A 26,295-nucleotide genomic window follows, 5' to 3' on the forward strand; every position below is an offset into this window, starting at 1 on the left:
CGATGACGGGCAGCTTACTCCACCACGTCCTCGAACTGGCTGTTGTACAGGTCGGCGTAGAAGCCGCCAGCTTCGATCAGCTGGTCGTGGGTGCCCTGCTCCACAATGTCGCCATCTCGCATCACAAGGATGAGGTCGGCGTCCCGGATGGTGGAAAGACGGTGGGCGATGACAAAGCTGGTGCGGCCCTCCATCAGGCGGTCCATGGCGGTCTGGATGCGCTGCTCGGTGCGGGTATCCACACTGCTGGTGGCCTCGTCCAGGATCAGGATGCGGTTATCTGCCAGAATGGTGCGGGCGATGGTGAGCAGCTGCTTCTGGCCCTGACTTACGTTGGAAGCGTCCTCGTTCAGCTCCATCTGGTAGCCGCCGGGCAGGGTGCGGATAAAGTGGTCAGCGTTGGCAGCCTTGGCGGCGGCGATCACTTCTTCATCGGTGGCATCCAGTCGGCCATAGCGGATGTTCTCCATGATGGTGCCCTTGAACAGCCATGTGTCCTGCAGCACCATGCCGAAGCCCTCACGCAGGGCGCTGCGGTCAAAGTCCCGCACATCGTGGCCATTCAGGGTGATGGAACCGGAATCTACATCATAGAAGCGCATGAGCAGCTTGACCATGGTGGTCTTGCCTGCGCCGGTGGGGCCGACGATGGCCACCTTCTGGCCGGGCTTGACCTTGCAACTGAAATCGTGGATGACGGTCTTGTCCGGGGTGTAGCCGAAGCGGACATGGCTGAATGTCACCTGTCCGTCGATGCAGGCAGGGTCCGCGCGGCGGGCCGGGTCTGCCTGCTGGTCCTCTTCCGGCTCGTTCAAAAACTCGAACACCCGCTCAGCGGCAGCGGCCATGCTCTGCAGCATGTTGGACACCTGAGAAAGCTGCTGGATGGGCTGGGTGAAGTTCTTGACGTACTGGATGAAGGCCTGAATGTCGCCGATGGTAATGACGCCGTTTGCCGCAAAAATGCTGCCTACAATGGCTACGGCCACATAACCCAGATTGCCCACAAAGTTCATAATGGGCATCATCAGGCCGGAGAGGAACTGGCTTTTCCACGCAGATTCATACAGCTTGTCGTTGGCGGCGTTGAAGTCATTCAGCACCACGGCCTCACGGTTGAAGGCTTTGACCACGTTGTGGCCGGAGTAGACTTCTTCTACCTGACCGTTCACGACGCCCAGAATGGCCTGCTGGGACTTGAAGTATTTCTGGCTGAACCGAACTACGATGAGCACAAGCACCAGCGAGACGGGCAGGATCAGCAGGGCGATCAGGGTCATCTTCGGGCTGATGGACAGCATCATGACCAGCACGCCGATCATGGTGGTCACGCTGGTGATGAGCTGGGTGATGCTCTGGTTCAGGCTCTGGCCCAGCGTGTCCACATCGTTGGTGATGCGGGACAGCACCTCGCCCACGGTGCGCTTTTCAAAATAGGCAAGGGGCAGGCGGTTGATCTTTTCGCTGATCTGACGGCGGAAGTCGTAGCACACCTTCTGCGAAAGACCGGTCATCAGCCAGCCCTGAATAAAGCTGAATGCGCTGCTCAGCAGGTACATGCCCAGCAAGAACAGCAGAATGCGGCCGATATACACAAAGTCAATGCTGCCAGTGCCGCGCAGCTTGGCGACCCAGCCGGTAGCAAGGGCCGTGGTGGCTTTTGCCAGCACCTTGGGGCCTGCAATGTTGAAGATGGTAGAAAGAATGGCAAATACAATGGCGGTAACGAGCGAAAGGCGGTAGCGGCCAAGGGTGCGCACAAGCTGCAGCAGGGTGCCCTTGAAGTCCTTGGCGCGTTCGGTCGTCATGCGTCCGGGTCTTGGCATATCACTCACCCTCCTTTTCCGTATTCAAAGTATCCAGAGCCAGCTCCTTCTGGCTCAGCTGGCTGCGTGCGATCTCCTGATACTCCGGGCAGGTGACCATCAGCTGGGCATGGGTGCCCTTGCCCACCAGACGGCCCTCGTCCAGCACCAGGATCTGGTTTGCATGCAGTACGGTGGAAATGCGCTGTGCTACGATGATCACAGTGGAGTCGCCGGTCTCAGCTTTCAGCGCACGGCGCAGGGCTACATCGGTCTTGAAGTCGAGGGCAGAGAAGCTGTCGTCGAACAGGTAGATCTTTGGCTTTTTCGCAATGGCACGGGCGATGGAAAGGCGCTGCTTCTGGCCACCGGACACATTGGAGCCGCCCTGTGCGATAGGACTTTCGTAGCCCTGCGGTTTTGCATCGATGAACTCGGTGGCCTGCGCAATGGCAGCGGCCTTTTTCACGTCGGCATCGGTGATGTGCTCCCCGCCGAACTTCAGGTTCGAGCCGATGGTGCCGCTGAATAGCACACCTTTCTGGGGCACATAGCCCAGCAGGTCGTGCAGCTGTGCCTGCGGCATATTGCGCACATCGATGCCATCCACGGTCACACTGCCGCCTGTCACATCATAGAAGCGGGGGATGAGGTTGAGCAGGGTGGATTTGCCGCAGCCTGTGGAGCCGATGATAGCGGTGGTCTCGCCGGGCTTTGCAGTAAAGCTGATGTGCTCCAGCGCATCGCTGTCCGCACCCGGGAAGCGGAAGCTCACATCGTGGAACTCTACCTCACCCTGCCAGTTTTCGTGCTCCTGCGCGGGCTTTGCAGCAGCTTCGTCCGGGTCGTTGATGGTGGCCCTGGTGCAGATCACCTCATCGATGCGCTCCGCAGCCACACCGGCGCGGGGCAGCATGACGGCCACCATGGCCAGCATCAGGAAGGACATGACGATCTGCATGGTGTAGGTGATGAACGCGATCATCTCGCCCACCTGCATGGTGCCGGTGTCCATGGCCTTGCCGCCGAACCAGACGATGAGCAGGCTGGTGCCGTTCATGATGAGGGTCATAAAGGGCATCATGGCCACCATGGCACGGTTGGTGAACAGCTGGGTGCTCATCAGGTCTTTGTTGGCCTTGTCGAAGCGCTCCTCCTCAAACCGTTCGCGGCTGAACGCGCGCACCGGCATGATGCCGGTCAAGATCTCGCGGCTGACAAGGTTCAGCCGGTCCACCAGCTTCTGCATGATCTTGAATTTCGGCATGGCAATGTTCATCAGGAAGAGGATGAGCAGCAGCAGAACGGCCACGTCCAGCACAATGATCCAGGAAAGGCCGGTGCTGCTGTTCAGCACATGCAGCACGCCGCCAATGCCCAGAATGGGCGCATAGGCCACCATGCGCAGCAGCATGACGCAGACGAACTGCACCTGCTGGATGTCGTTGGTGGTGCGGGTGATGAGGGATGCGGTGGAGAAATTCTCGATCTCTGCATTGGAGAACCCGATGACACTGGCAAAGGTCTCTCGGCGCAGGTCACGGCCAATGGCGGCGGACACGCGGGAGGCGAGGAAGCCCACAGCAATGGACACGGCCGCCATCAGCAGGGTGAGGCCCAGCATCTGGCCGCCTACGCGGTAAAGGTAGCGCATCTGCACATCGTGGGCAACGCCCTGTGCCTCGTATTCCAGCTGCACCAGCAGCACGGACTGACTTTTGAGGTTCTCCATCAGGGTATCATCCAAGCTGGCAAACGCACCGGCCAGCTGCTGCTGGACGGCTTCGCGGGTGAAACCGGGCATCTGGCTCATGGCGGCAAATTGGGCGCACACGGTGTCCAGATCCTCGGCAGTGGGGGTGACGGTCTCGGTATCCGTGGTGGTGCTCTCAGAGGATGCCGCCTGCATGTCGGCAAGGCCGGTCATACCCATGCTGTTCTGCCCGGCGGGGGCGTTCGCTGCCTGCGCAGCTGCCATATACAGCACGATGTCCGGCGTGGTGACGGCATCCTCCAGCGCGGCGCGCTCGTTGTCGGTCAGGTCGGTGCGCAGCTTCAGCACGCCGTCGTCCTGAAGATAATACCCGTAGGCGTTCTGGAGCGCATCGGCGTCCTCTTCGCTCATCAAAAGCGTGAGGGCGTCCAGCGTGCTCTGGCGTATCGTTTCCGGCAGGGGGCTTTCAATGCCGCCCTGCTGGATGCCGGTGTCCACGATCTTGCTGGTGTAGTCCGGCAGCGAAAGATCGCAGTACGCCTGCACGAACAGCAGCGCGAACACCACAAGACAGACGGCCCAGTGCCGGGCCAGCTGCTTGAAAATTTTCGTCATGGTTCGGTTCTCCCTTCGTTGTTTTTTGCTTCACGGGAAGCGTTTTCCGCAAGGATGGCATCCATCAGTGCGCCGCGCAAAACGTTCATCTGCTGCACCTGCTCCGGTGTCAGCCGGGCCATCACGCAGGCAAAATAATCGCTGAGGGCATCTTCACACCGGGCGCAGGCGGCGTAGCCCTCCGGCGTGATGCGCACCAGCGTTTTGCGCCGGTCAGCCGGGTCCGCTTCGCGCAGAACAAGGCCGTCCTGTTCCAACTGGCGCAGGCTGCGGCTGATGGCCGGCAGCGGCTGGTGTGCCTCCCGGGCAAAATCGGAAACATACACCGCTCCGTCCTGCCCGCGGGTGCTGATCGTGTGAGCCAGACCCTCCAGCATGGGAAAGTGGCACTTGGGACAGCCCCGCAGAGCCGCCTTCATGCCGGCCTGGGACGCCTTGCTCAGCCGTCCGAAAAAATGGCACAGGCCGTGAAAGCTCGCTGCGGCTTCGGTCTCGTTCAACATTCTATCTCTCCTCATTGCAAAATACTTAACAGCTGTTAACTATTAACGCCTGACAATAATATTCCTCCGGCACCCAGAATGCAAGGGCGGTTTGGGATAATTTTAAAAAAGTTCACAAAAAGGGAAGGGAGGCAGAAAGCCTGAACCGCCCGGCAGCTGCATAAATAGAATAAGAAACGTTTCTGCGGGAGGGGCGGCGGCATTGGAACAGGGGCTGAAAGGAATCTTTGCGCTTTTTGGCGGGCTGGCATTGTTTTTGTATGGCATGGATGCTCTCAGCCGCAGTCTGGAAACAGCGGCGGGACAGCGAATGAAGCGGCTGCTGATGGTGTTGGCAGGCAGCCCGGTGCGGGGCGTGCTGGCGGGGGCAGCGGTCACGGCAGTGCTGCAAAGCAGCTCGGCAGTCACGGTGATGGTGCTGGGCTTTGTAAGTGCGGGCCTGCTGACCCTGCAGCAGGCGGTCCCGGTGATCTTTGGCTGCAACATCGGAACCACCGTTACCGCACAGCTGCTGGCCTTCCGGCTGGAAGATGTGCGCGGTCTTGTGCTGCTGGCCGGGCTTCTGCTCTGTTTTGCCTGTGCAGGGCAGAAGGCCCGGGCCGTTGGCCGGGCGGTGTTCGCCTTTGGCCTGCTGTTCGAGGGCATTGCCGGTATGAGCACGGCGCTGGCCCCGCTGGCACAGAGCCCGGTGTTTGCGCTCTGGCTGGCACGGGTACGGCATCATCCGTGGCTGGGCCTGCTGACAGGCCTCTGCATGACCCTGACGGTGCAGAGCAGCTCTGCCACCATTGCGGTGCTTCAGAGCGTTGCGGCCCGGCCCGGGCCGCAGGGCGGCAGTCTGCTGGGCCTTGCAGGGGCACTGCCGGTGCTGCTGGGGGATAACATCGGCACCATGGTCACGGCGCTGCTGGCATCCATCGGGCAGAGCCGGGACACAAAACGGGCGGCGGCGGCCCACGCTCTGTTCAACCTGACCGGTGCGGCGGCGTTCTGTGCCCTGCTGCCGTGGTATGCGGGTCTGGTGGCAATGATCTCGCCCAAAGGGCCGGAGCTGGAAGTCATTGCCCGGCAGATCGCCAACGCGCATACGCTGTTCAACCTCATCTGCACAGCGGTGTGGCTGCCGCTGACCCCGCTGATGGTGCGTCTGGTCTGCCGCCTTGTGCCGGACCGCCCGCCCAAAGCCCGAAATAGCTGAGAAATCCGGCACATCCCGCCTACGGGGGTCTGACACGGCTAACCTGCCAAAAATCCAGCGCTCAAGCCAAATAACGTGCATTTTAAAGTTGATTTCCGGCCAAGGATGTGGTACACTGGATAGGTTATAGGAGTATAAAAATAGGGCGTGGATTTGGCGGTTTTGCAAACGACGAAAATACGCTGTTTTTAGTATAGTGAGGATGAAAAACATGAAGGATATCACAACGGCACTGATGCAGCAGTTCCGCAGGGAACACAAGGCAGCGCGGCGGTATATGGCACTGCTGCTGGCATTGGCGCTGCTCACCAGCCTGTTCGTCAACTGGCAGCTGCACAGTGTGGGCATTGCCCAGACGGCAGACTACCAGTGCGGCGAGATCGAGCACCAGCACACCGCCGAGTGCTACGAGAAGGTGCTGGTGTGCGGCTATGAGGAGGGCGAACCGGAGGACTGGAACGCCACAAAGCCGGACGACAGCGCATTCCCTGATGCGGATTACGGCGTGGAGCAGAGCGATGCCGACATTGCCGCCTATTCGGCAGAGCCGGAGCCGGAGTACATTTTTGTGCCCCACCAGCACACGGACGACTGCTATCAGGAAGTGAAAACGCTGACCTGCCACGAGGAAGAGCATGTGCACACCGACGACTGCTTTGACCCCGAGGATGGCAGCCTGATCTGTGACCTGTTCGAGCACACCCACGACGACAGCTGCTATACCATTGAATATGAGCTGGTGTGCGGTCTGGAAGAGGGCGAACTTGTGGAGGAGCCCAACCCGGACTATGTGCCGGTGGATGAGGAAGCCTCTGCGGTGTTTGACGATGCCGTGGCCCTTCAGCCCGTTGTGGACGACAGTAGTCTGGACACCCCGGTGCACCACCACACCGACGCCTGCTATGAGGAAGTGCTGGTCTGCGGCCTGCCGGAGCACCACCACACCGTGAACTGCCTGTCCGACCCGCTGGCGGATGTGGAGGACGAGGAGACATGGAGCGCAAAGACGAATGTTGTGCTCACCGGTGCGTGGGCCGACGACCTGACCGCTGTGGCAAAAAGCCAGCTGGGCTACCAGCAGAGCGAGCGCAACTTCCAGCTGGACGATGAGGACCAGACCACCGTGCGCCACTACACCCGTTACGGTGCATGGTATGGCAACGCCTACGGTGCGTGGGATGTGATGTTCCTGTCCTACTGCCTGAACTACGCGGATGTGCCGCAGACCACGGTGCCGCAGCGCGCCGGTGTGCAGGCCCTGCGCAGCGACCTGCGCGGGTCCGAGTGGCTGAAGGCGGCGGCAGAGGCCGAGCTTGTGCCCGGCGATATCGTGTTCTACAACAACATCACCACCGAGACGGTGGCAGTGGAAGAGGACGCGCCGCAGATCATGGATGATTCCGCCGATGCGGACATTGCCCTGCTTTCGCTGGAGCCTGCCGCCGCTGAGCCCCAGACCGAGGAGCGCACCGTCAGCACCGAGACCGTGGGCATCGTGTCGGATGTGGACGCGGATACCGGCACCCTGACCGTGATCTCCGGCGACGTGGACGGCAAGGTGGCCGAGGTGTCCCTGCGTGCGGACGAGATCACGGATGTGATCGATCTGGCCGCAGCTGATAAGGCACAGGAAGATGGTGAAAGAGAGGAACCTGACGGCGTGGAACCGGCAGGGGACGAGGAGACCTCTCTTGTGATCTGGGCAACTGGGCCCGTATCGCGGGTCTCTCCGTATGCGGTGGCATTGCTGTCCGATGAAGCCGCAGATGATGTCAGCACAGCGGCAGAAACGGTGCAGTCGCTGGATAAACATATCACCAGCGTAACATTCCAGAAGGAGATCGGAACGGGAAGCAATAAGCAATGGATAGACATCTCCGCTGGTGAAACGGTGAAGGATGGCGATTCCATCAAGCTCGTGGTGAAATTCAATCTGCCAAAAGGTGCTTTCCCATCGGAAAGCGGCACGATGACCTATCAGCTGCCGGGCGGATTGAAACTGGATAAGAAGATCGACAATGACGTGATCAAAGATGCAGAAACCGGTGCATCGATGGGCACTTATAGCATCGACACTGACGGCAAGGTCACGATGAACTTTGCTGGGATCGGCAGCGGCGCAGCCTTTGACGGAGTACTGACCTTCAAAGCCAAAGCGGACCTCGCCACGACCACGGACGGCAAGATCATCTTTGGAGACCATATGGAGCTGCAAGTTACCCCAAAAGAACCGGAGCTGCCGGATCTGTCCGTCAAAAAGGAACTCGCGAACTACAAGGACAAGGGCAGCAGCTGGTGGAGCAACGAAAACAGCTGCTACTATGCCTATTGGAGGGTTACGGTATCTACCGAGAACGGTTCCGGCGGCACGGTGAAGCTTAGCGACAAAATAACCGGCTTCCCGGGAAAGCATAATACCACGGATATCCCCATCAGGCTGTTCAAGCAAAATGCGAACGGTACCCAAACTGAGCTTTCGGTTGAAACCGAACCATACCGGTATACTGTTTCTAAAGGTGGCAGCGAGTTGAGCTTTGCGGCGCTTCCGGAGCTGAAGGAGGGTGAAAAGTACATCCTGTACTACGCCACAAAGGCGGCGGACGAAGACCTGAAGGCTATGTGCAAAAATAATAAGCCGAGCATAATGTATAACGAGGCTACGGCGAAAACCGATAAGGTGGAGGAAGTCTCCTCTGGCCAAAAGCAGATCACGTATTTCTGCGATATCATCAAAAAGGAAGGCAAGCCGAATGCAGATGGCCTGATCGAATGGACAGTCGTAGTTCATGCACCGCTGGATGGCTCCACGAATTTCCTGAAGGACTATAAATTTCAGGATGTTCTGCCGGAGAATATCAAGCTGTCCGGTGATATCAACGTCAAAATCGAGGGAGAGAAGACGACATACGTAACGATGAAGCCGGAGGCTATGAATGGTGGCGTTCAGCTCTCAACGCTGGACAAGAACGCAGGGACCGCCTACCGCTTTACCATTACCTACAAGACCACTGTACCGACCGGAACAAGTAGCGTTGAGAATACAGCGTCCGTTGATGACATCAAGGCTTCTGATACGGTTCCCATTCAGCAGGGCGTCTGGACACTGACCAAGACCCACAACCGCACGGAAAACGACATTGCCTACTGGAACCTGAGCGCAGCGAATGCGACCGGTGCCGACCGTTTTGAGCTGACCGATACCATCGGGAATACCACCGATGACAGCGACAGGCACTATGCCATTGCTTCGGAGCTGCAGAAAGCGATTGAAGATGGCCTGACGCTGTATCTGACAGGCAGCAATAGTACACTGAACTATGAGCAGGCGAAAAAATACCTGACCATCACCTATTTGGATGCATCCGGTCAGCAGGTTGATGCAAACGATAGAACCACCCACGTGCTGAGCTTTACCGTTGCAGTGAAGAAAGTGGAAAACGGTAGCTCCATTGCTGTGCGCCAGATGGTGCTGAAGGATGTGCCCACGCATGAAGAGCGCAGTGATAAGCCGGATGGTGAGGATTGGACTTTCACCAACAGCGCAAAGATCACGCAGGACGACAGCACAAAGGCGACCGATTCGGCTGAGGATGTTTATCGCAGCAGTGTCTTTGAAAAATCGGTGGCCATCGATGGCAAGCGGGATAATTACATTACCGGCAACACCACTGTGAGCTATGATCAGGTCCAGAATCAAAAGCTGCTGTACCGCATCAAGTTGGTGACAACGGGAACGGAAACAGACTACACGAAAGATGGCAAAATTCTTATCGAGGATACCCTGCCGGAGGAAACCGAGTTGACTGTGAGCCGCGATAAGCTCAAGCTCTGCGTGGACAACGAGTGGTACGATTGGTCTGCTGGTGCGCGATGGCACGCTAGTTATGAAAATAATAAGCTGACTGTAGAGGTGAAAGACTGCCACGACGGAAAACAACACGTCATTGAACTTCTGTATGAGGTCAGCTTTAAGAATGACTCCCGCTGGAAGGACCTGCTCACATCGGATGTCACCTACACCAACGAAGCAAAATGGGGCAATAAGCCTCCGGTCGCCATCAAGACCACGGTGCACAAGGATATTGTTCCGCTGATAAAGACCGGCAAACAGCTGAAGGACAAAAATGGTAAATTGACGAACAATGTCACCTATACTGTCATCATCAACCCGGCAGCGCAGATGCTGGGAAACTCCGGAACACTGGAACTGCGGGATAAGGCAGAAATCATACGCGGCAGCAGCTTCTACGGCCACAACGTCCGGCTGTACCGCTACGAGCGTAATGTGGATGTATCGAACCTGACGCAGGTAGATGAAGGACTCTATCATATCCACGACCCCGAACCCGGTTGCTGGCTGCACATGACCGTCCCGAACGGAGTTGCGCTGCTGCTGCAGTATGACATTGAATTCGACCCCGGTAACTGGAGTGATCCCAAGCTGAGCAACACGGTTCAGCTGGAGGGTGTTGCGTACAGTCCAAAGGAGAACGTAGATTTTAAAACGAACGAGAGCGGCATGCAGATCAGCCGCGGCCAGCTGGTCATCCACAAAATGGATGCGGAAACCAGCAAGTTCCTGCCGGGCGCGGAGTTTACGATCGAACGCTACAATAAGAACTCGGGTGAGTTTGAAGAATTTTTGTCTGACACGACCGATGCAAACGGCGAGCTGACCTTCAGCATTACAAGTGCGAAACAGACGCTGTCGCCGAATGTGCTTTACCGCCTGACTGAGACGAAGGCCCCGACAAACTATAATCTGGACAGCACGCCGAAGTATCTGTTCTTCTATGAGAAGGGTGCCAATGCAAAGGAAGCCTTCCAAAATGCTCTGGGCGATACTCTAATCACAGACAACGGCCAGACCGTGACGGCGGATAATGTGACCTTCGGATGCTCGACCAATACCACACAGCTGACGGTCAAGAATACCTACAATCGGCTCACTGTCCAAAAATACTGGCTGAGTGCAGCGGACGGTAAACCACTGGCAGATATTCCGGTGAAGTCCATTCAGGTGCAGCTGTACCGTTATACGGAAGGCCAGCCGGCAGATAACGTGGAGCTCGTGAATACACAGGAGCTGAATAAGGATAACGGCTGGTCGTATACATGGACCGACAAAAATCAGATCCCGGCAACAGATGGAAAGGGCCACAAGTACTGCTACTTTGTAAAAGAAGTGACTACCGGCAACTGGGTCACGGAGATCAACAACAACAACGGCATCCAGACCGGCAAGATCTTCATCACCAACAAAGTCTACAGCGGCTACGAGCTGCCCTCTACCGGCGGCATGGGCACGGTGCCCTTTGCGGCGGTGGGCGGTATGCTGACCGTGGGTGCGGCCCTGCTGCTGGCCAAACGCAAAAAACACGAAGAGAAAGGGGAGTGAGCAGCCGATGGAACAGAAAAGCTTGCGCAGGCGGTTTGCAGCCCTGCTTTTGATGCTGTGCCTTCTGGCGGCAGGCGCACTGCCTGCCCTTGCCACCAGTGCGAACATCCGGCTGGTGGATGCCAGCGGGAACCCCGCCACCGGCACCATCCGCGTTGCGCTGTACGACAGCGCGAAGGATAAGGCCCTGAGCGGCGGTCAGCTGACGCTGTACCGCGTGGCGGAGGTGAAGCGCAAAAACGGCGACCTGAGCTTTGAATACTGCGGCGATTTTTACGGCTGCGGCATCGCGCTGGGCGACCTGACCGACAGCACGCTGGCAGACCAGCTGCTGGAATATATGCCGCAGGGCGCACGAGGCACCACAAAAACCGTTGATGCGGACGGCAATGCCGCCTTTGAGGATCTGGAACTTGGCCTGTACCTGATCGTGCAGAGCAAGGCCTCCAATGGCTATGCGCCCATCAAACCGTTCCTCGTTTCCCTGCCCATGGCAGAAAACGGGAAATGGAATTATGAGGTGGACGCCTCCCCCAAGGTGGGCGGCTACACCCCCGTCAACCCGGATACGCCGCCTGTGCCGCCCACTCCCGTGCCGGACAAGCCCGGCACCCCGGAACAGCCCACGGAGCCCACAAACCCGGATACGCCCAAGAACCCGGACGGCCCGGATAGCCCGGTCTCACCCGGCAGCCCGGACAGCCCGGTGGCTCCCGGCAATCCGGACAACCCGGTAGCCCCGGGAAACCCGGATAATCCCGCACTGGCGGGCCATCCGGACGGCGCAGTCATGAGCGGCCTGCCCCAGACTGGCCAGCTGAACTGGCCCGTGCCGGTGCTGGCGGTCAGCGGTGTGCTGCTGTTTGCTGCTGGCTGGGTGCTGAACAAAAAGGAAGCGCTGCCATGAGACAGAAAATAGGAAAGATATGCATGGTGCTGGGTGCGCTGCTCATTTTGGCGGCGGCGGCGCTGCTTGCCTACAACAAGTGGGATGCGGCCCGCGCAGACAAGGCCGCACAGCAGGCGTTGGGAGAGCTGGAACAGACCCTGACCACAACGGTTGAGGAAAAGGCAAAGTCGGAGACTGTTGTGCTGCAGCCGGAGCTGGACCCTGCCCAGCCCATGACCGAGACGGAACTGGACGGCTGGAGTTACATCGGCTACCTGTCCATCCCCTCCATTGGGCTCGACCTGCCTGTGATGAGCGAGTGGAGCTATGCGGGCCTGAAGATCGCGCCCGGCCGGTACTCCGGCTCCACCTACGCGGACAACATGGTGGTCTGCGCCCATAACTATGCAAAGCACTTCAGCCCCATCAAATGGCTGGCCGAAGGGGCACAGGTCTATTTTACCGATATGGACGGCATGCGGTGGAGCTATGAGGTCTCCTATGTGGAGAATCTGCAGCCTACCCAGATCGAAAAAATGACCGAAAAGACGGAAGATTCTGATAACTGGGACCTGACCCTCTTCACCTGCACTACCGGTGGCCGTGCCCGCTGTGCCGTGCGGTGCGTGCGGACGGGCTACCCGGTGCTCACAACGGAGACCGCAGAATAAGATGCAAAAATCCCCTGTGCGCTGGCACAGGGGATTTTTCATATCCGGTATTCAGTGGGCTGGGCCCATCTTCACAGGGGATTACTTGCTCTGGATGTACTCGTCAATGGCCTTTGCAGCAGCCTTGCCTGCGCCCATGGCCTTGATGACGGTGGCAGCGCCGGTCACGGCGTCACCACCCGCGTACACACCGTCACGGCTGGTCTTGCCGTCGTCGCCGTCGGTGACGATGCAGCCGTGCTTGTTGGTCTCCAGACCCGGGGTGGTGGAGCGGATCAGCGGGTTGGGGCTGGTGCCCAGACTCATGATAACCGTGTCCACGTCCAGCTCAAACTCGCTGCCCTTCTTCTCGATGGGGCGGCGGCGGCCGGAAGCATCGGGCTCGCCCAGCTCCATCTCGATGCAGGTGATGGACTTGACAAAGCCCTCGTCATTGGCGTGGATCTCCACAGGGTTGCACAGGGTCTTGAAGATGATGCCCTCTTCCTCGGCGTGCTCCACCTCTTCCTTACGGGCGGGCAGCTCAGCCATGCCGCGGCGGTAGACGATGTACACGGTCTCGGCACCCAGACGCAGGGCGCTGCGGGCAGCGTCCATGGCCACGTTGCCGCCGCCCACAACGGCGACCTTTTTGCCGGTGCGGATGGGGGTCTTGCTGGTGGGCAGATAAGCCTTCATCAGGTTGGAGCGGGTCAGGAACTCGTTGGCAGAGTAGACGCCCTTCAGGCTCTCGCCGGGGATGCCCATAAAGCGGGGCAGGCCGGCACCGGAGCCTACGAACACGGCCTCATAACCGTACTCGTCCATCAGCTCGTCGATGGTCAGCACCTTGCCAATGACCATGTTGCACTCGAAATCAACGCCCATCTTCTTCAGGCCGTCGATCTCCTGCTGCACGATGGCCTTGGGCAGACGGAACTCGGGGATGCCGTACATCAGCACGCCGCCGGCCACATGCAGGGCCTCGTAAACGGTGACCTTATAGCCCAGCTTTGCCAGATCGCCTGCGGCGGTCAGACCGGCAGGGCCTGCGCCGATGATGGCCACCTTGTGGCCGTTCCATTCGGGCACGATGGGGGCAGTGTGCACATTCTCACGGTGCCAGTCGGCAACAAAGCGCTCCAGACGGCCGATGCCCACAGGCTCATTCTTGATGCCGCGGGTGCACTTGCCCTCGCACTGGCTCTCCTGCGGGCAGACACGGCCGCAGACGGCGGGCAGGGAAGAGGAGCGGTTGATCACCTGATAAGCGGCTTCAAAGTCGCCCTCGGCCACATGACCGATGAACTCAGGGATATCGATGCCCACGGGGCAGCCGGTCTGGCAGGGCTTGTTCTTGCAGTGCACGCAGCGCTTTGCTTCGTTCACGGCCATTTCTTCGGTGTAGCCCAGAGCAACTTCCTTGAAGTTCTTGTTGCGCACATTGGGGTCCTGGGTGGGCATGGGGCACTTCTTCGGGTCCATATTGAAAGCCATCTTATTTTACCTCCTGATTGAGCAGATTGCATGCCGCTTCACGGGCGTGTGCCTCAAACGGGCGGTACATGGTGCCGCGGGCCATTGCTTCGTCAAAATCCACCAGATCGCCGTCAAAGTCGGGGCCGTCCACGCAGGCGAACTTGGTCTCGCCGCCCACGGTCAGGCGGCAGCCGCCGCACATGCCGGTGCCGTCGATCATGATGGGGTTCATGGAAACGATGCTCTTCAGGCCATGCTTCTGGCAGGTCTTGACCACAAACTTCATCATGATCAGCGGGCCGATGGTGATGACCAGATCGTACTGATTGCCTGCGGCCACCAGCTCGTCCAGAGCGGCGGTAACAACGCCCTTGGTGCCGTAGCTGCCGTCGTCGGTCATAATGCGCAGCTCGTCGCTGCAGGCCCGGAACTCGTCCTCCAGGATCAGCAGATCCTTATTGCGGAAGCCGACCACACTGTGCACCACACAGCCCTGCTCGTGCAGCTCACGGGCAATGGGCAGAGCGATGGCGCAGCCCACGCCGCCGCCCACGACACAGACCTTCTTCAGACCCTCCACCTCGGTGGCACGGCCCAGCGGGCCCACGAAATCGTGGACGCTCTCGCCGACCTTCAGGCTGTTCAGCTCCATCGTGGTACCGCCCACGATCTGGAAAATGATGTCCACAGTGCCCTTCTCGCGGTCGTAACCGGCCACGGTCAGGGGGATGCGCTCGCTGTCCTCAAACGGGCGCACAATGATAAACTGGCCCGGCTTTGCCTTTTTGGCGATCAGCGGGGCTTCAATGACCATCTTTGTCACGGTGGGGTTCAGCGCGACTTTTTCAGTGATCTTATACATCGTGTTTGCTCCTTTATGCTGGCATTTCCTATTTCTGCGCACGAAAACGCGCCTGCATGCCCTCGGCGGCATAACAGACGCAGCTTTTGCAGGCGATAAAATGACATTCTTATTATAATGGTTCCTACAGGAGAAAGCAACTAAATTTTCCTCGTGTCTGTTGCGGCAAACATGAATGAACGACGGTGTCAGCCGGTGCAGAGAAGGTTTTTTGTGCGCAGACAGGCATGTTTTGAATTTTTTTGCAAAAAATGCAAATTTGTGGTTGACAATTGCCGGGAGGTACGGTATAATAATCAGCGTCGCCGGTAAACAACCGGCACGAACACATGGAATGTGCGGCCGTAGCTCATCTGGTAGAGCGCCACCTTGCCAAGGTGGAGGTAGCGAGTTCGAGCCTCGTCGGCCGCTCCATTTGTGGAAGTTTAGCTCAGCTGGGAGAGCATCTGCCTTACAAGCAGAGGGTCAGCGGTTCGAGCCCGTTAACTTCCACCATGTGGCCCGGTAGCTCAGTTGGTTAGAGCACCAGCCTGTCACGCTGGGGGTCGTCGGTTCGAGCCCGATCCGGGTCGCTTGCTTTGGCGAAAGCCAAAGCATCCTTTGCCTCTGTAGCTCAGTCGGTAGAGCAGGGGACTGAAAATCCCCGTGTCATTGGTTCGATTCCGATCGGAGGCACCATATGCGGCCGTAGCTCATCTGGTAGAGCGCCACCTTGCCAAGGTGGAGGTAGCGAGTTCGAGCCTCGTCGGCCGCTCCAACACGAAGCCATCATCAATGCAGCAATGCAAAGGTGATGGCTTTTTTGCTGTTGTTTCCCATTGCATCTCCTTCCTGTGAAAAAGCAAAGCCGGAAAATCTGCGGATTTTCCGGCTTTGCAAATATAAAAATAATTATTCCGCTGATATTGTCGGAGCGCACTCTGTGTGCGGAGACAATTTTAAATCGTTTCTTACAGGATTACATTTTTGATGAGCAGCGAGATGCTGCCGTCGTCGCTGTGCAGAAACTCTACTTCATTTTCCGAGTTCAGCAGCTCGGTGGGGATCTTCACCTCAATGCCGTTTGCAGTGTGGATGCTGCGGCTCTCCATGCGGCGGATGCGTGCAGGGGTCACGGTCACGGGCTGCTCAGGCGCTTCCAGCACATCGCTCTTTTCTACATAGTCGTCAAAGGGCACGGCGGCAAGGGGATATTCCTCTTCCAGCTGCTGGCGCACCTGCTGGATGGATACCTGATTGTCGTTGTCAGCGGCCTGATTTGCAATCAGCATCGCGACCTGAGCCTCTACGTGGGGCTGGTCGGCGTAGTTCTCCTGCACGGCCTGCACGGCGGCTTCCTGAATGGCCTGCAGCTTCTTTTTCTCCGGCTGAGCGGTGGTGTACTGGAACACCACGGTGGAAAGGTAAAAATCCTTGTGTCCGTCGATGTCAAATTTCTTTTCCAGCAGCTTCATGGAGTAATCGGTGAGGTTCACGAGTGCGCCTTCCTCTACTTTGCCGCTCTGGCTGGGCAGACAGGCCCGCTGCTGTATGATGGAGTTCACCGGGGCACCTTCTACGGTCTCGGTGTAGTGGGTGTAGCCGTTTTTGTAGTTCAGCTTCAGGATGCCCAGCCACGGCTCGCCATCGCGGGTAAAATCCACCACTGCAAGGTCTGCCCCCGGGATGGTGGTGTGGGCATGCATGTAGTCGAACAGCACCCCGGCAATGCGGCAGGAAAGGTCCACAAAATCGTGATTGTGCTCCAGCTCATTTTTAAAGGCGGAATCCGGCAGCGGGCGGCACTGGCGGATATCGTCGCTGGCAAGCAGCTTCTCAATGTGATACTGGAAGTAAGCAGTCTTTTCAGCGGTCATTTCCATGCCGCCGCCGCTCAGCACAGGGGCGTCCATGGTGGTGTCCAGCACATGCAGGATAGCCTGATGAATAATGATCTCCACGGGTACAAAACCTCATTTCGTACAAAATCTTTTTTGCATACAGTATAGCACAGCATGACGCAAAAGGCGAGACCGCATCTTGTAAACAGCAGGCGGGAATGCTACAATAAGAGTAGAAAACTACCAAGGAAAGGGGACAAAAACCATGGAATTCCGTGATAAACCAATGGAAAACCTCATTCGCCTTCAGGAAAAGGATATCTGCAAAAATGCCCGCGCACTGCTTCTGGACGGCGAGAGCATTGTGGGCGCCTACAAGACGGTGCGCGATCAGGTGATCTTTACCACCCACCGCATCATCATGGTGGATATGCAGGGCGTCACCGGTACCCGGCAGCAGATCTTTGTACTGCCGTACCGCAAGGTGCTTCACTTCGGCATTCAGACGGCAGGCTTTGGCGACCCGGTGCAGGCATCACAGCTGACGGTCTGCTTTGCGGATGCACACGAGGCAAAGTTCGGCTTTATCGGCCAGCAGGAACTGTTTGCGGTCGCCAATGCCATCAGCCGGTGCATCCTGTAAATAACTCCTCTTAAAACAGCAGGCTCCCCGCCCGAGACCGGACAGGGAGCCTTTTGCTGTATATGAAATGGGAGAATGGCAGAATTAGCAGCGGCTTGTTTTGCGCACCAGCTGTTCGTGCATGAACACCATGAACACCAGCAGTGCCAGCAGATAAAATGGGAACAGTGCCGGAGTGATATTGTTTGCCATCAGCCCGAACAGCGGCGGCATGGCCAGATTGCCCACATAGGCGCTTGCCATCTGGATGCCAATGACCGCCTGCGATCTGTCTGCACCGAAGTGCTCCGGCGTGGAGTGGATGATGCTGGGATAGATGGGCGCACAGCCCAGCCCCACCAGAACAAGACCGCACAGGGCAAGTACCTGCGGCCCGGGCAGCAGCAGGGCCAGCACGCCTGCGGCCAGAATGCACTGACCCATGCGGATCATCTGCGTATCGTTGAATTTCAGGGTCAAAAAGCCGCAGGCGGCGCGCCCGGCGGTGATGCCGATGTAGAACAGGCTGGCAAAGCTGGCGGCAGTGTCGGGGGCGACGCCTTTCGTCAGCGTGAGGTAGCTGCTGGCCCACAGACCTGCTGTGGTCTCCAATGCACAGTAGCAGAAGAAGCACAGCATCACCTCTCTGGCACCCGGCAGACGGAATACCTGCCCAAGGCTCAACACCTGCGGCGAGGCAGCTTCGGCGTCGGTGCCTGCAGTACGGCCCTGCCATAGCGGCAAGCTGAAAAAGAGCACTGCACTCAGCAGGATCTGGAACAGGGCGATGCACCGGTAGCCGGTCGTCCACGGTCCGCCGCCTGCCAGCACCCGGCCCATGACCATGGGGCTGATCATGGTACCGATGCCCCACATACAGTGCAGCCAGCTCATGTGGCGGCTTTTATAATGTAAGGCAACATAGTTGTTCAGGGCCGCGTCCACGCTGCCTGCACCCAGCCCATAGGGCACGGCCCACAGGCAGAGCATCCAGAACTGTGTGGAGACCGAAAAGCCGAACAGCGCGGCAGCTGTCATGGCCACACTGAGGACGGTCACTTTTCCAGTGCCCAGCGCACGGGTGAGCCGGTCGCTGTTCAGGCTGGAAACGATGGTGCCGAAGGAGATGATCATGGAGATCAGCCCCGCATAGGACACCGGCACACCGAGCGCCGGATACATGGAAGGCCACGCCGACCCCAATAGGGAATCCGGCAGGCCCAGACTGATGAACGAGATGTAAATGATCGGAAGCAGAAGCTGTACCATAAATCTTGAGTTCCTCCGGGAAGCATGTTATACTTGCAATGCATTTTGTGCTTTGCTGATGTAATAATATCACACATCAGAGCGGAATGTTAGGATAAAAACGCCCGATTGATACAACAAAACCGGCGCGGATGCGGATGTGCACCTTGACGGAAAGGAGATGGCGGATCGTGGCATTTCAGACCAGCTGTGCAGCAGCGGGCGGGCTCAACTGCCTGCCGGATGTTGTGGCAGATGACGAGGGCCGGGAGCTGGTGCAGCACGGCAGCGCACTGTTTCCCATTGCCTGCTATGAAGAGGACCTCAAAAGCTACTCGGTAGCATGGCATTGGCATGAAGAGTTTGAATACATCCTTGCCGTAAAAGGCCCGCTGGCGGTAGACGTGAGCAAAGCCCGGCTGGTTTTGCAGACCGGGCAGGGCGTGTTTGTCAATTCCGGAGTGTTCCATGCGGTGGAGCAGGCGGAGACCGGGGATGCTTTGCTGCATTCCGGGGTATTCCATCCGCGCCTGATCGGCGGCATGGACACCATCTTCTGGCAAAAGCTCGTGCACCCGCTGCTTCAGCCGGGAGCACCGGCCTTCTTTCTGCTGGACGAGGCAGACGACGGGCAGAAGGCCGTGCTCTGCCATTTGCGGAAAGTCTGGGACGCAGTGGCCCAAGAGGTCTTTGACTATGAGAATCAGGCGCGGTACCATCTTTCGGCGGCGGTGCATCTGCTGGGAATGCAGTGCGAGGGTGGAAAAACAAAGGTCTCTCAGCAGGAGCAGATCGCGGCCCGGCGGATGAAGCAGATGCTGCGCTTTGTGGAGGTGCACTACGCAGAGGAGCTGAACGTGGAGCGCATTTCCGACTGCGTGGCCCTGAGCGAGAGCGCCTGCCTGCGCAGCTTCCGGCAGCTGCTGGGGATCACACCCATCCAGTATGTCAAGCAGTACCGCATTGAAAAGGCCGCCGAGCTGCTGCTTTCCACCAGCATGAAGATCGGCGAGATCGGTGCCGAATGCGGGTTTTCGGATACCAGCTACTTTACAAAGACCTTCCGGGAAATCAAGCACTGCACGCCCAGAGAGTACCGTCAGAAGTTTGCAGGAAGAGAGCAGTCTCTTTCAAGGCGGGACGGCGGCAGAGCCGGTGCACCGGCTGAGACAGCGTTATAAAAAGGAGAATCGGGAACAATGCAGCGTAGTCTGACAAAAGGTCCCATCACCAGCAGCATTTTGCTGTTTGCCCTGCCGCTGATGCTGGGCAATCTGCTGCAGCAGATGTATAACATTGCGGATACATGGGTGGTAGGCCGCTTTCTCGGCGCAGACGCGCTGGCGGCATTGGGTACTACCTGAAAAAGAAGCGCTAAAAAAGCAAATAGCACAAAAACAGAAACCCGGAACCTTCTTGAGCCGCTTGGCTCGGAACAGGTTCCGGGTTTTGCGCAGTATCTTTGCAGCAAAGGGGCAGGGGACAGCAAAATACAGATTACCGCTTGATATCGTAATTCATGTTCATCAGGTTGCGGATGGTGCTTACATCATCGGTAATGTTGGCATCGCCGTGGATGGTGTGCTTGATGGCGCTGCTTGCCACCGCAAAGTTGATCATGTCCATAGCCTTGTAATCGTGCAGCATGGCGTAGATCAGGCCGCTGGCGAAAGCATCGCCGCCGCCCACGCGGTCCAGAATATTAAAGGTGAACAGCTTGCTCTCAAAGGTGTGGCCATCGTACCACATAAAGGCCTTCAGGCTGTTCTCGCTGCCGCTGTGAGCATAGCGCACATGGCGGGCGATGCACTTCAGATTGGGATAACGCTCGATGAAATGCTGGAAGATCTCGTCCTGCTGCTCATAGCTGGGCTGCAGGGGTACGCCGTCCTTCCAGTCGCCCTTGCTGTGGTCGTTCTCGTCCTTCCACAGGTGGTAGGGCTCAATGCCCAGCAGAACATCCACATAGGGCAGGCATTCGGTGCAGAAGTCACGGGCTTCTTCCCAGCTCCACAGGGTGGAACGGAAATTGCCGTCGAAGCTGACGGTCAGGCCCTTTTTCTTGGCAACCTTGAGCATGTCCAGGATCAGGGTGCGGCAGTTGGGAGCCAGAGCCGGGGTGATGCCGCTCAGGTGCAGCCAGTCAAAGCCCTCCAGCAGAGCGTCCAGATCGACCTGCGAGAAATCGTACTCGGTGATGGCGCTGTGCTTGCGGTCGTAGATGACCTTGGACGGGCGGATGCCGTAGCCGGTCTCCAGATAATAGGTGCCCAGACGGTTGGACTGTGTCTCGTTCGGCTCGGTAAGGATCATGGGGGTGCAGTGCACATCATTGGAACGCAGCCAGCGCACGGCGCTCTTGCCAAGGCTGTTGTTGGGCACCACGCTGAAGAAGGTGCTGTCCACACCAAGGTTAGCCAGTGCCAGTGCAATGTTGGCCTCGCTGCCGCCGTAGCTGGCCTCAAAGCTGGATGCCATACGGATCTTCTCGTAGTTCGGCGGGGTCAGGCGCAGCATGATCTCGCCGCAGGTGATGAATTTCTGGCCGGGGGTATCGTTGCCAAGGATCGGGTTGAAATGTTCCATAACGCTCCTCCTGATATTTACAGCTCATCAGAGCCCTGTTAACACATCGTTGTATCCATTATAATCCGACACAAGAGGGATTGCAAGCGCTTCCACGGAAATGCAAGAAAAAATAATTGCTGATTTTTGGAAGATTTGACGAAAAGTGTGCTGACGGCCAGCCTGCCGGGAACTTTCTCCGTGGGGGCGATTCTGAATCGTTTTTACACGCCGGTCAGATCGAACGAAGGCGTATATTCTTCCTTTGCGCTGCTCTTCTGCTGCATGTATCCCTGCGCAAGCCCCTTGTCCATGGCGTAGTTCACCACCCGGCGGTACTCGTAGGTGGTGATGCGCCGTCCGATGCCGTGCTCTGCGGCCTTATAGAAAGGGGTATACTGGCTCATGACACTGGGAATGAAGCATCCCGGGTCGGCATCGTTCCACGCAGCCATCTGATCCAGAACAGCAAAGCTGTCATCGATGTGGCCGGGCAGGGCGAGATGCCGCAGAATGACCCCCTTTTGCAGGATGCCCTCTGCATCGAACGCCGGATGTCCGGCCTGTGCCATCATGGCTTCAATGGCGGGCTTTGCCTGTGCAAAGTAGTCCGGCGCAGAGGAAAGCTCTGCCGACAGGGCAGAGGATACATATTTCAGATCGGCCAGCCAGATGTCGATGTACCCGCGCCAGGCTTCCACGCTCTCCACCGTCTCGTAACCGCCGGTATTGCACAGGATAGGCAGGTGCAGACCCTTTGCGCGCGCAAGGTCCAGCGCGGCAATGATCCAGGGCTGCCACTGCCCCGGCGTGACCAGATTGATGTTGTGGGCACCCTGAGACTGCAGGTCCAGAAAGATCTCTGCCAGATGTTCAACGGTGATCTCCCTGCCGAGGCCTTCGGCGCTGATGGGATAGTTCTGGCAGAAGCAGCATTTGAGGGTGCAGCCGGAGAAAAACACCGTGCCGCTGCCCCTTGTACCGCTGATGCAGGGCTCTTCCCAGTAGTGCAGGGCCGCACGGGCGGCTTTCAGGGTGCTGCCTGCACCGCAGAAGCCGGTGCGTCCGGCAGCACGGTCGGCTCCGCAGCGGCGCGGACAGAGCGTGCAGGAAGAGGGAATGGAAACAAGATCGGTTTTCGGCATAATATCCAAAGTCCTTTGCAGAAAGTTTGTCAGCTTCAGTATACCACTTTTCAACCGGACGTGCTATACTATAAGATATGGAAAGAATAATATATATCAGAAGCAACATTTTTGCATAATGCGGCCGAAATGACGGGCTGCGGCAGAGAAATGACCATGATGGAGGAAATCATGCGCACCGAAACCGATGAAATCCGTGATAACCTGAAGTATCTGATCCTGCTTTCCCGGGACTACCCCTCGCAGGCGGCAGCGGCCAGTGAGATCATCAGCACGCAGGCGCTGCTCAAGCTGCCCAAGGGCACCGAGCATTTCATGAGCGATCTGCACGGCGAAAATGAGGCCTTTGTGCATATCCTGAACTCGGCCTCCGGTGTGATCCGCGAAAAGGTGGATCAGGTGCTGGGCGATACCGTGCCGGAAAATGTCCGCGCCGAGCTGGCAACATTGATCTATTACCCCAACGAAAAGCTGCCCCAGCTCAAGGCCCGCTGCGCCAGCGAGGAGGCGCTGGATCAGTGGTATACCGAGACACTGCTCCGGCTCATCGATATCTGCCGGCTGGTGTCCTCCAAACATACGCGGGAGCATGTGCGCAGCTGCCTGCCCGTCAGCTGCGGTTACATTCTGGACGAGCTGCTCCACGCCCACTTTGAAGACCACGATAAAGACCTTTACTATGGTCAGATCGTGGGCAGCATTATTGAAAATGGCCGTGCAGACCACTTCATCGTGCGGCTGTGCGAGCTGATCAAGCATCTGGCCGTGGACAAGCTGCATATCGTAGGCGACCTGTTCGACCGCGGCCCGCGCCCGGACATCATTCTGGATCTGCTCATGCGCCACCACAATGTGGATATCCAGTGGGGCAACCATGATGTGGTGTGGATGGGAGCCGCCGCAGGCAGCCCCATCTGCATCTGCACAGTGCTCAAGACCACGCTGGCCTATCATAATCACGGAATGCTGGAAGACTGCTATGGCATCAATCTGCGTCATTTGCAGCGTATGGCCGAGCAGTTTTACGGCGAGGACGACCTGAGCATCTGGATGCCCCATACCGATGCGGCCCGCGGCCCCTACACCGAAGGGATGCTGCACCGCTGTGCTGTGATGCACAAGGCCATCAGCATCCTGATGTTCAAGCTGGAATGTCAGGTGATCGACCGCAACCCGGACTTCCAGATGCAGGGCCGGGATTATCTGCGCCGCATCGACTGGTCGAAGCATACGGTCAGGATCGGGGAAAAGGAGTATCCGCTGCGGGATACCTCGTTCCCCACCGTAGACCCTGCCGCCCCGGCGGCACTGAACCCGGATGAGCAGCTGGTGCTGACCAAGCTGGTGCAATCCTTCCGCCAGAGCGAAAAAATGCAGCAGCATGTGGAGTTCCTCTATGCCAAGGGCAGCGTGTACCACATTGAGAACGGCAACCTGCTCTACCACGGTGCAGTGCCTATGACCGGCCGGGGCACCTTTGCCACGGAACGCTTTGAGGGCCGCCACTACTCCGGACGGGCCCTGATGGACTACTGCGACGCCCGGGCACGCCGTGGCTATTACGCGCCCGAGGGCAGTGCCGCACGTCAGAGCGGACAGGACTTTTTGTGGTATCTATGGTGCGGCAAGCTCTCACCACTGTTCGGCCGCAGCGCCATGACCACCTTTGAACGGCTTTATGTCGCGGACAGCTCCACCCACACCGAGGTGAAAGATCCCTATTATACATGGTATAATGACGAAGCCGTATGCCGCCGCATTCTGGCAGAGTTCGGCCTGCCGGGCAGTAGCCATATCGTCAACGGCCATGTACCGGTGCGGGAAAAGAACGGCGAAAGTCCCATCAAGGGCGGCGGCAGGCTGGTGGTCATCGATGGCGGCTTCTGCCGTGCGTACCACGAAAAGACCGGCATTGCGGGCTACACGCTGGTGTATTCCAGCCGCACTATGTCCTTGCGCACGCACCAGCCCTTTGAAAGCGCGGAAAAGGCTGTGAAGGAAAATCTGGACATCATCTCTCAAAAGAATATCCTGGAAACCGAAAATCATCGCATCCTTGTAGAGGACACCGACGAGGGTGAGGTGCTGCGGGAGCGGGTGCACGACCTCAAACAGCTGGTGACAGCCTACCAGCTGGGCTGGATCACCGAGGCCCGCTGCGAGGACCATATCTGGTAAAGCGCAACAATTGTACACCATTTTTCTGTAAAATACCTAAAAAAGAAATCAAAATTTTGGAATATTCTGCATGAAAATGGGCAAAACAGAAAATAATAGAACATCACCAAGCGGGGCTTTGCTTTTTTGTGAAAGTTGTGTATAATAAGATAGCTGTAGTAGTACGGCATTGTTTATTGCACGGCTGCAGCAGCTTTTATGGAGAATGCTTTCAGGAACCTTAACAGGCCTGAAATAACGGGCCTTTGACAAGGAGATCATAAAATTGGAGAAATTTGTTATTACGGGCGGTAAGCCCCTGCGTGGCGAAGTTACCATTTCGGGTGCGAAGAATGCGGCGGTAGGCATCCTGCCTGCAACCATTCTGGCAGCGGATGTCTGCGTGGTCGAGAACCTGCCGGATATCAGTGATGTGGCGGTGAGCCTGAAGATCCTCAGCGTTCTGGGCGCACAGATCAGAATGCTGGACCGTAACACCTATGAGATCGATACCACCCACCTTACCGGGACCAACGTCCCGGACGATCTGTCCCGTCAGATGCGCGCCAGCTATTATTTTCTGGGCGCACTGCTGTCCCGCTTTGGCAAGGCACAGGTGGCCATGCCCGGCGGCTGCAATCTGGGCCCCCGCCCCATCGATCAGCATCTGAAGGTGTTCAGTGCGCTGGGCGCTGAGGACAGCGTGGATTATGGCATGATCACGGTGCGTGCCAAGGAGCTGAACGGCGCACACATCTTCTTTGATAAGGTCAGTGTGGGCGCTACCATGAACGGTATGCTCTCCGCTGTCATGACCAAGGGCCAGACCATTCTGGAAAACTGTGCCAAGGAGCCCCATGTGGTGGATCTGGCAAACTTCCTGAATATGTGCGGCGCAGATGTGCGCGGTGCAGGCACCGATGTCATCAAGGTGCGCGGTGTGGAAAAGATGCACGGCTGCACCTACAGCATCATTCCGGATCAGATCGAAGCCGGCAGCTACATGGTGGCTGCTGCGGCTACGGGCGGGGATGTGCTGGTGAAGAATGTTACCCCCAAGCATTTGGAGCCGATCACCGAAAAGCTGCGCCGTGCAGGCGTGGAGGTGGAAGAGTTCGACGATGCAGTGCGCGTGCGCCGCACCGGCGATATTCTGCCGCTGAAGATCAACACCATGCCGCACCCCGGCTTCCCCACCGATATGCAGCCTTTGATGGGTGTGCTGCTGAGTGTGGCCAAGGGCACCAGCACCGTTACCGAGAGCGTGTGGGACAACCGCTTCCGCTATGTGGACGAGCTGCGCAAGATGGGCGCAAACGTACAGGTGGACGGTCAGGTGGCCGTATTTGAGGGTGTGGACAAGCTCAGCCCTGCGCCGCTGCGTGCGCTGGATCTGCGCGCAGGCGCTGCCATGGTGGTGGCTGCTCTGATGGCAGACGGCACCAGCGAGATCGAGGAGATCGGTCACATTGAGCGCGGCTACGAGAATATCGTGGAGAAGCTGCGCGGTCTGGGTGCCGATATCAAAAAGGTAGAACGGATGCCTGCCGCACTGGATCAGGCATTGTAACGTATCAGAAAACAAACAGCCTGCTGCATATGCGGCGGGCTGTTTTTGAGTGTAT

At 57.9% G+C, this 26,295-nt stretch carries 17 protein-coding genes, 5 tRNA genes and 1 pseudogene; 14 read left to right on the forward strand and 9 right to left on the reverse strand.

Going from position 1 to position 26,295, the window contains the following annotated elements:
* Nucleotides 1-14: 14 nt before the first annotated feature.
* The 3 genes from ACKXF9_RS09550 to ACKXF9_RS09560 are packed head-to-tail and all read right to left on the reverse strand — an operon-like array spanning nt 15 to nt 4,637.
* Nucleotides 15-1,826, reverse strand: a complete 1,812-nt coding sequence (locus tag ACKXF9_RS09550) for an ABC transporter ATP-binding protein (RefSeq protein ID WP_418266023.1) — start codon at nt 1,824-1,826, stop codon at nt 15-17.
* Nucleotide 1,827: 1 nt separating this feature from the next.
* Nucleotides 1,828-4,134 carry an ABC transporter ATP-binding protein gene (locus ACKXF9_RS09555; protein ID WP_418266024.1) on the reverse strand — a complete coding sequence of 769 codons (2,307 nt, stop codon included), beginning with the start codon at nt 4,132-4,134 and terminating at the stop codon, nt 1,828-1,830.
* Nucleotides 4,131-4,637, reverse strand: a complete 507-nt coding sequence (locus ACKXF9_RS09560) for a MarR family winged helix-turn-helix transcriptional regulator (RefSeq protein WP_418266025.1) — start codon at nt 4,635-4,637, stop codon at nt 4,131-4,133. Before ACKXF9_RS09560 ends, ACKXF9_RS09555 begins: the two co-directional genes overlap by 4 nt.
* A gap of 202 nt (nt 4,638-4,839) precedes the next feature.
* Between ACKXF9_RS09560 and ACKXF9_RS09565 the strand changes: the two genes are divergently transcribed.
* From ACKXF9_RS09565 to ACKXF9_RS09580, 4 genes are all read left to right on the forward strand, one after another.
* Nucleotides 4,840-5,835, forward strand: coding sequence for a Na/Pi cotransporter family protein (locus tag ACKXF9_RS09565; RefSeq protein ID WP_418266026.1), 996 nt, complete (start codon nt 4,840-4,842; stop codon nt 5,833-5,835).
* 211 nt (nt 5,836-6,046) lie between these two features.
* Complete coding sequence (locus ACKXF9_RS09570) at nt 6,047-11,233, forward strand: SpaA isopeptide-forming pilin-related protein (RefSeq protein ID WP_418266027.1); 5,187 nt, start codon at nt 6,047-6,049, stop codon at nt 11,231-11,233.
* 7 nt (nt 11,234-11,240) lie between these two features.
* Nucleotides 11,241-12,140 (forward strand): pilin N-terminal domain-containing protein, encoded by a 900-nt coding sequence (locus ACKXF9_RS09575; RefSeq protein ID WP_418266028.1) that lies wholly within the window; start codon nt 11,241-11,243, stop codon nt 12,138-12,140.
* Nucleotides 12,137-12,793: a sortase gene (locus tag ACKXF9_RS09580; protein WP_249236731.1), complete on the forward strand. Its 657-nt coding sequence runs from the start codon at nt 12,137-12,139 to the stop codon at nt 12,791-12,793. The genes ACKXF9_RS09575 and ACKXF9_RS09580 overlap by 4 nt, the downstream gene beginning before the upstream one ends.
* A gap of 81 nt (nt 12,794-12,874) precedes the next feature.
* Here ACKXF9_RS09580 and gltA read toward each other — a convergent pair whose 3' ends face one another.
* Nucleotides 12,875-14,269 carry an NADPH-dependent glutamate synthase gene (gene gltA, locus ACKXF9_RS09585; protein ID WP_005945766.1) on the reverse strand — a complete coding sequence of 465 codons (1,395 nt, stop codon included), beginning with the start codon at nt 14,267-14,269 and terminating at the stop codon, nt 12,875-12,877.
* A 1-nt stretch (nt 14,270) separates the two neighbouring features.
* The gene (locus ACKXF9_RS09590; protein WP_249236729.1) at nt 14,271-15,113 is read right to left on the reverse strand and encodes a sulfide/dihydroorotate dehydrogenase-like FAD/NAD-binding protein; all 843 of its coding nucleotides are present in this window, start codon (nt 15,111-15,113) and stop codon (nt 14,271-14,273) included.
* A gap of 338 nt (nt 15,114-15,451) precedes the next feature.
* Between ACKXF9_RS09590 and ACKXF9_RS09595 the strand changes: the two genes are divergently transcribed.
* From ACKXF9_RS09595 to ACKXF9_RS09615, 5 genes are all read left to right on the forward strand, one after another.
* Nucleotides 15,452-15,527, forward strand: a tRNA-Gly gene (locus ACKXF9_RS09595).
* Nucleotides 15,528-15,532: 5 nt separating this feature from the next.
* Nucleotides 15,533-15,608, forward strand: a tRNA-Val gene (locus ACKXF9_RS09600).
* Between the two features lie 3 nt (nt 15,609-15,611).
* Nucleotides 15,612-15,685 (forward strand) — tRNA-Asp (locus tag ACKXF9_RS09605).
* A gap of 30 nt (nt 15,686-15,715) precedes the next feature.
* Nucleotides 15,716-15,791: transfer RNA gene (locus ACKXF9_RS09610), tRNA-Phe, on the forward strand.
* Nucleotides 15,792-15,794: 3 nt separating this feature from the next.
* Nucleotides 15,795-15,870: transfer RNA gene (locus tag ACKXF9_RS09615), tRNA-Gly, on the forward strand.
* 193 nt (nt 15,871-16,063) lie between these two features.
* Here ACKXF9_RS09615 and ACKXF9_RS09620 read toward each other — a convergent pair.
* Entirely contained in the window at nt 16,064-17,053 is a 990-nt protein-coding gene (locus tag ACKXF9_RS09620; protein WP_348583430.1) for a nucleoid-associated protein, read from the reverse strand.
* 145 nt (nt 17,054-17,198) lie between these two features.
* Between ACKXF9_RS09620 and ACKXF9_RS09625 the strand changes: the two genes are divergently transcribed.
* The gene (locus ACKXF9_RS09625; protein WP_097775338.1) at nt 17,199-17,576 is read left to right on the forward strand and encodes a PH domain-containing protein; all 378 of its coding nucleotides are present in this window, start codon (nt 17,199-17,201) and stop codon (nt 17,574-17,576) included.
* Nucleotides 17,577-17,660: 84 nt separating this feature from the next.
* Here the strand turns inward: ACKXF9_RS09625 and ACKXF9_RS09630 are convergent, their stop codons facing one another.
* Nucleotides 17,661-18,824, reverse strand: a complete 1,164-nt coding sequence (locus tag ACKXF9_RS09630; RefSeq protein WP_418266029.1) for an MFS transporter — start codon at nt 18,822-18,824, stop codon at nt 17,661-17,663.
* A gap of 170 nt (nt 18,825-18,994) precedes the next feature.
* On the opposite strand from ACKXF9_RS09630, the gene ACKXF9_RS09635 reads away from it, so the two are divergent.
* Both ACKXF9_RS09635 and ACKXF9_RS09640 read left to right on the forward strand, forming a co-directional pair.
* On the forward strand, nt 18,995-19,984 hold the full coding sequence (locus tag ACKXF9_RS09635) for an AraC family transcriptional regulator (RefSeq protein WP_418266030.1): 990 nt from the start codon (nt 18,995-18,997) through the stop codon (nt 19,982-19,984).
* Between the two features lie 18 nt (nt 19,985-20,002).
* A pseudogene (locus tag ACKXF9_RS09640) lies at nt 20,003-20,164 on the forward strand (MATE family efflux transporter); the annotation flags it as partial.
* Between the two features lie 136 nt (nt 20,165-20,300).
* On the opposite strand, the gene ACKXF9_RS09645 reads toward ACKXF9_RS09640, so the two are convergent.
* Nucleotides 20,301-21,389 (reverse strand): sugar kinase, encoded by a 1,089-nt coding sequence (locus ACKXF9_RS09645; protein WP_418266031.1) that lies wholly within the window; start codon nt 21,387-21,389, stop codon nt 20,301-20,303.
* Nucleotides 21,390-21,592: 203 nt separating this feature from the next.
* Nucleotides 21,593-22,513 carry a 4Fe-4S cluster-binding domain-containing protein gene (locus ACKXF9_RS09650; protein WP_418266032.1) on the reverse strand — a complete coding sequence of 307 codons (921 nt, stop codon included), beginning with the start codon at nt 22,511-22,513 and terminating at the stop codon, nt 21,593-21,595.
* A gap of 159 nt (nt 22,514-22,672) precedes the next feature.
* Here ACKXF9_RS09650 and ACKXF9_RS09655 point away from each other — a divergent pair, with 159 nt between their 5' ends.
* Together ACKXF9_RS09655 and ACKXF9_RS09660 are read left to right on the forward strand one after the other, a co-directional pair.
* A complete protein-coding gene (locus tag ACKXF9_RS09655; protein WP_418266375.1) occupies nt 22,673-24,691 on the forward strand; it encodes a fructose-1,6-bisphosphatase in 2,019 nt (672 codons plus the stop codon).
* A 265-nt stretch (nt 24,692-24,956) separates the two neighbouring features.
* Nucleotides 24,957-26,240, forward strand: a complete 1,284-nt coding sequence (locus ACKXF9_RS09660; protein ID WP_339395685.1) for a UDP-N-acetylglucosamine 1-carboxyvinyltransferase — start codon at nt 24,957-24,959, stop codon at nt 26,238-26,240.
* Nucleotides 26,241-26,295: the final 55 nt, after the last annotated feature.

The sequence above is a fragment of the Faecalibacterium sp. 9 genome, from assembly GCF_048320955.1.
GTDB lineage: Bacteria > Bacillota > Clostridia > Oscillospirales > Ruminococcaceae > Faecalibacterium > Faecalibacterium wellingii.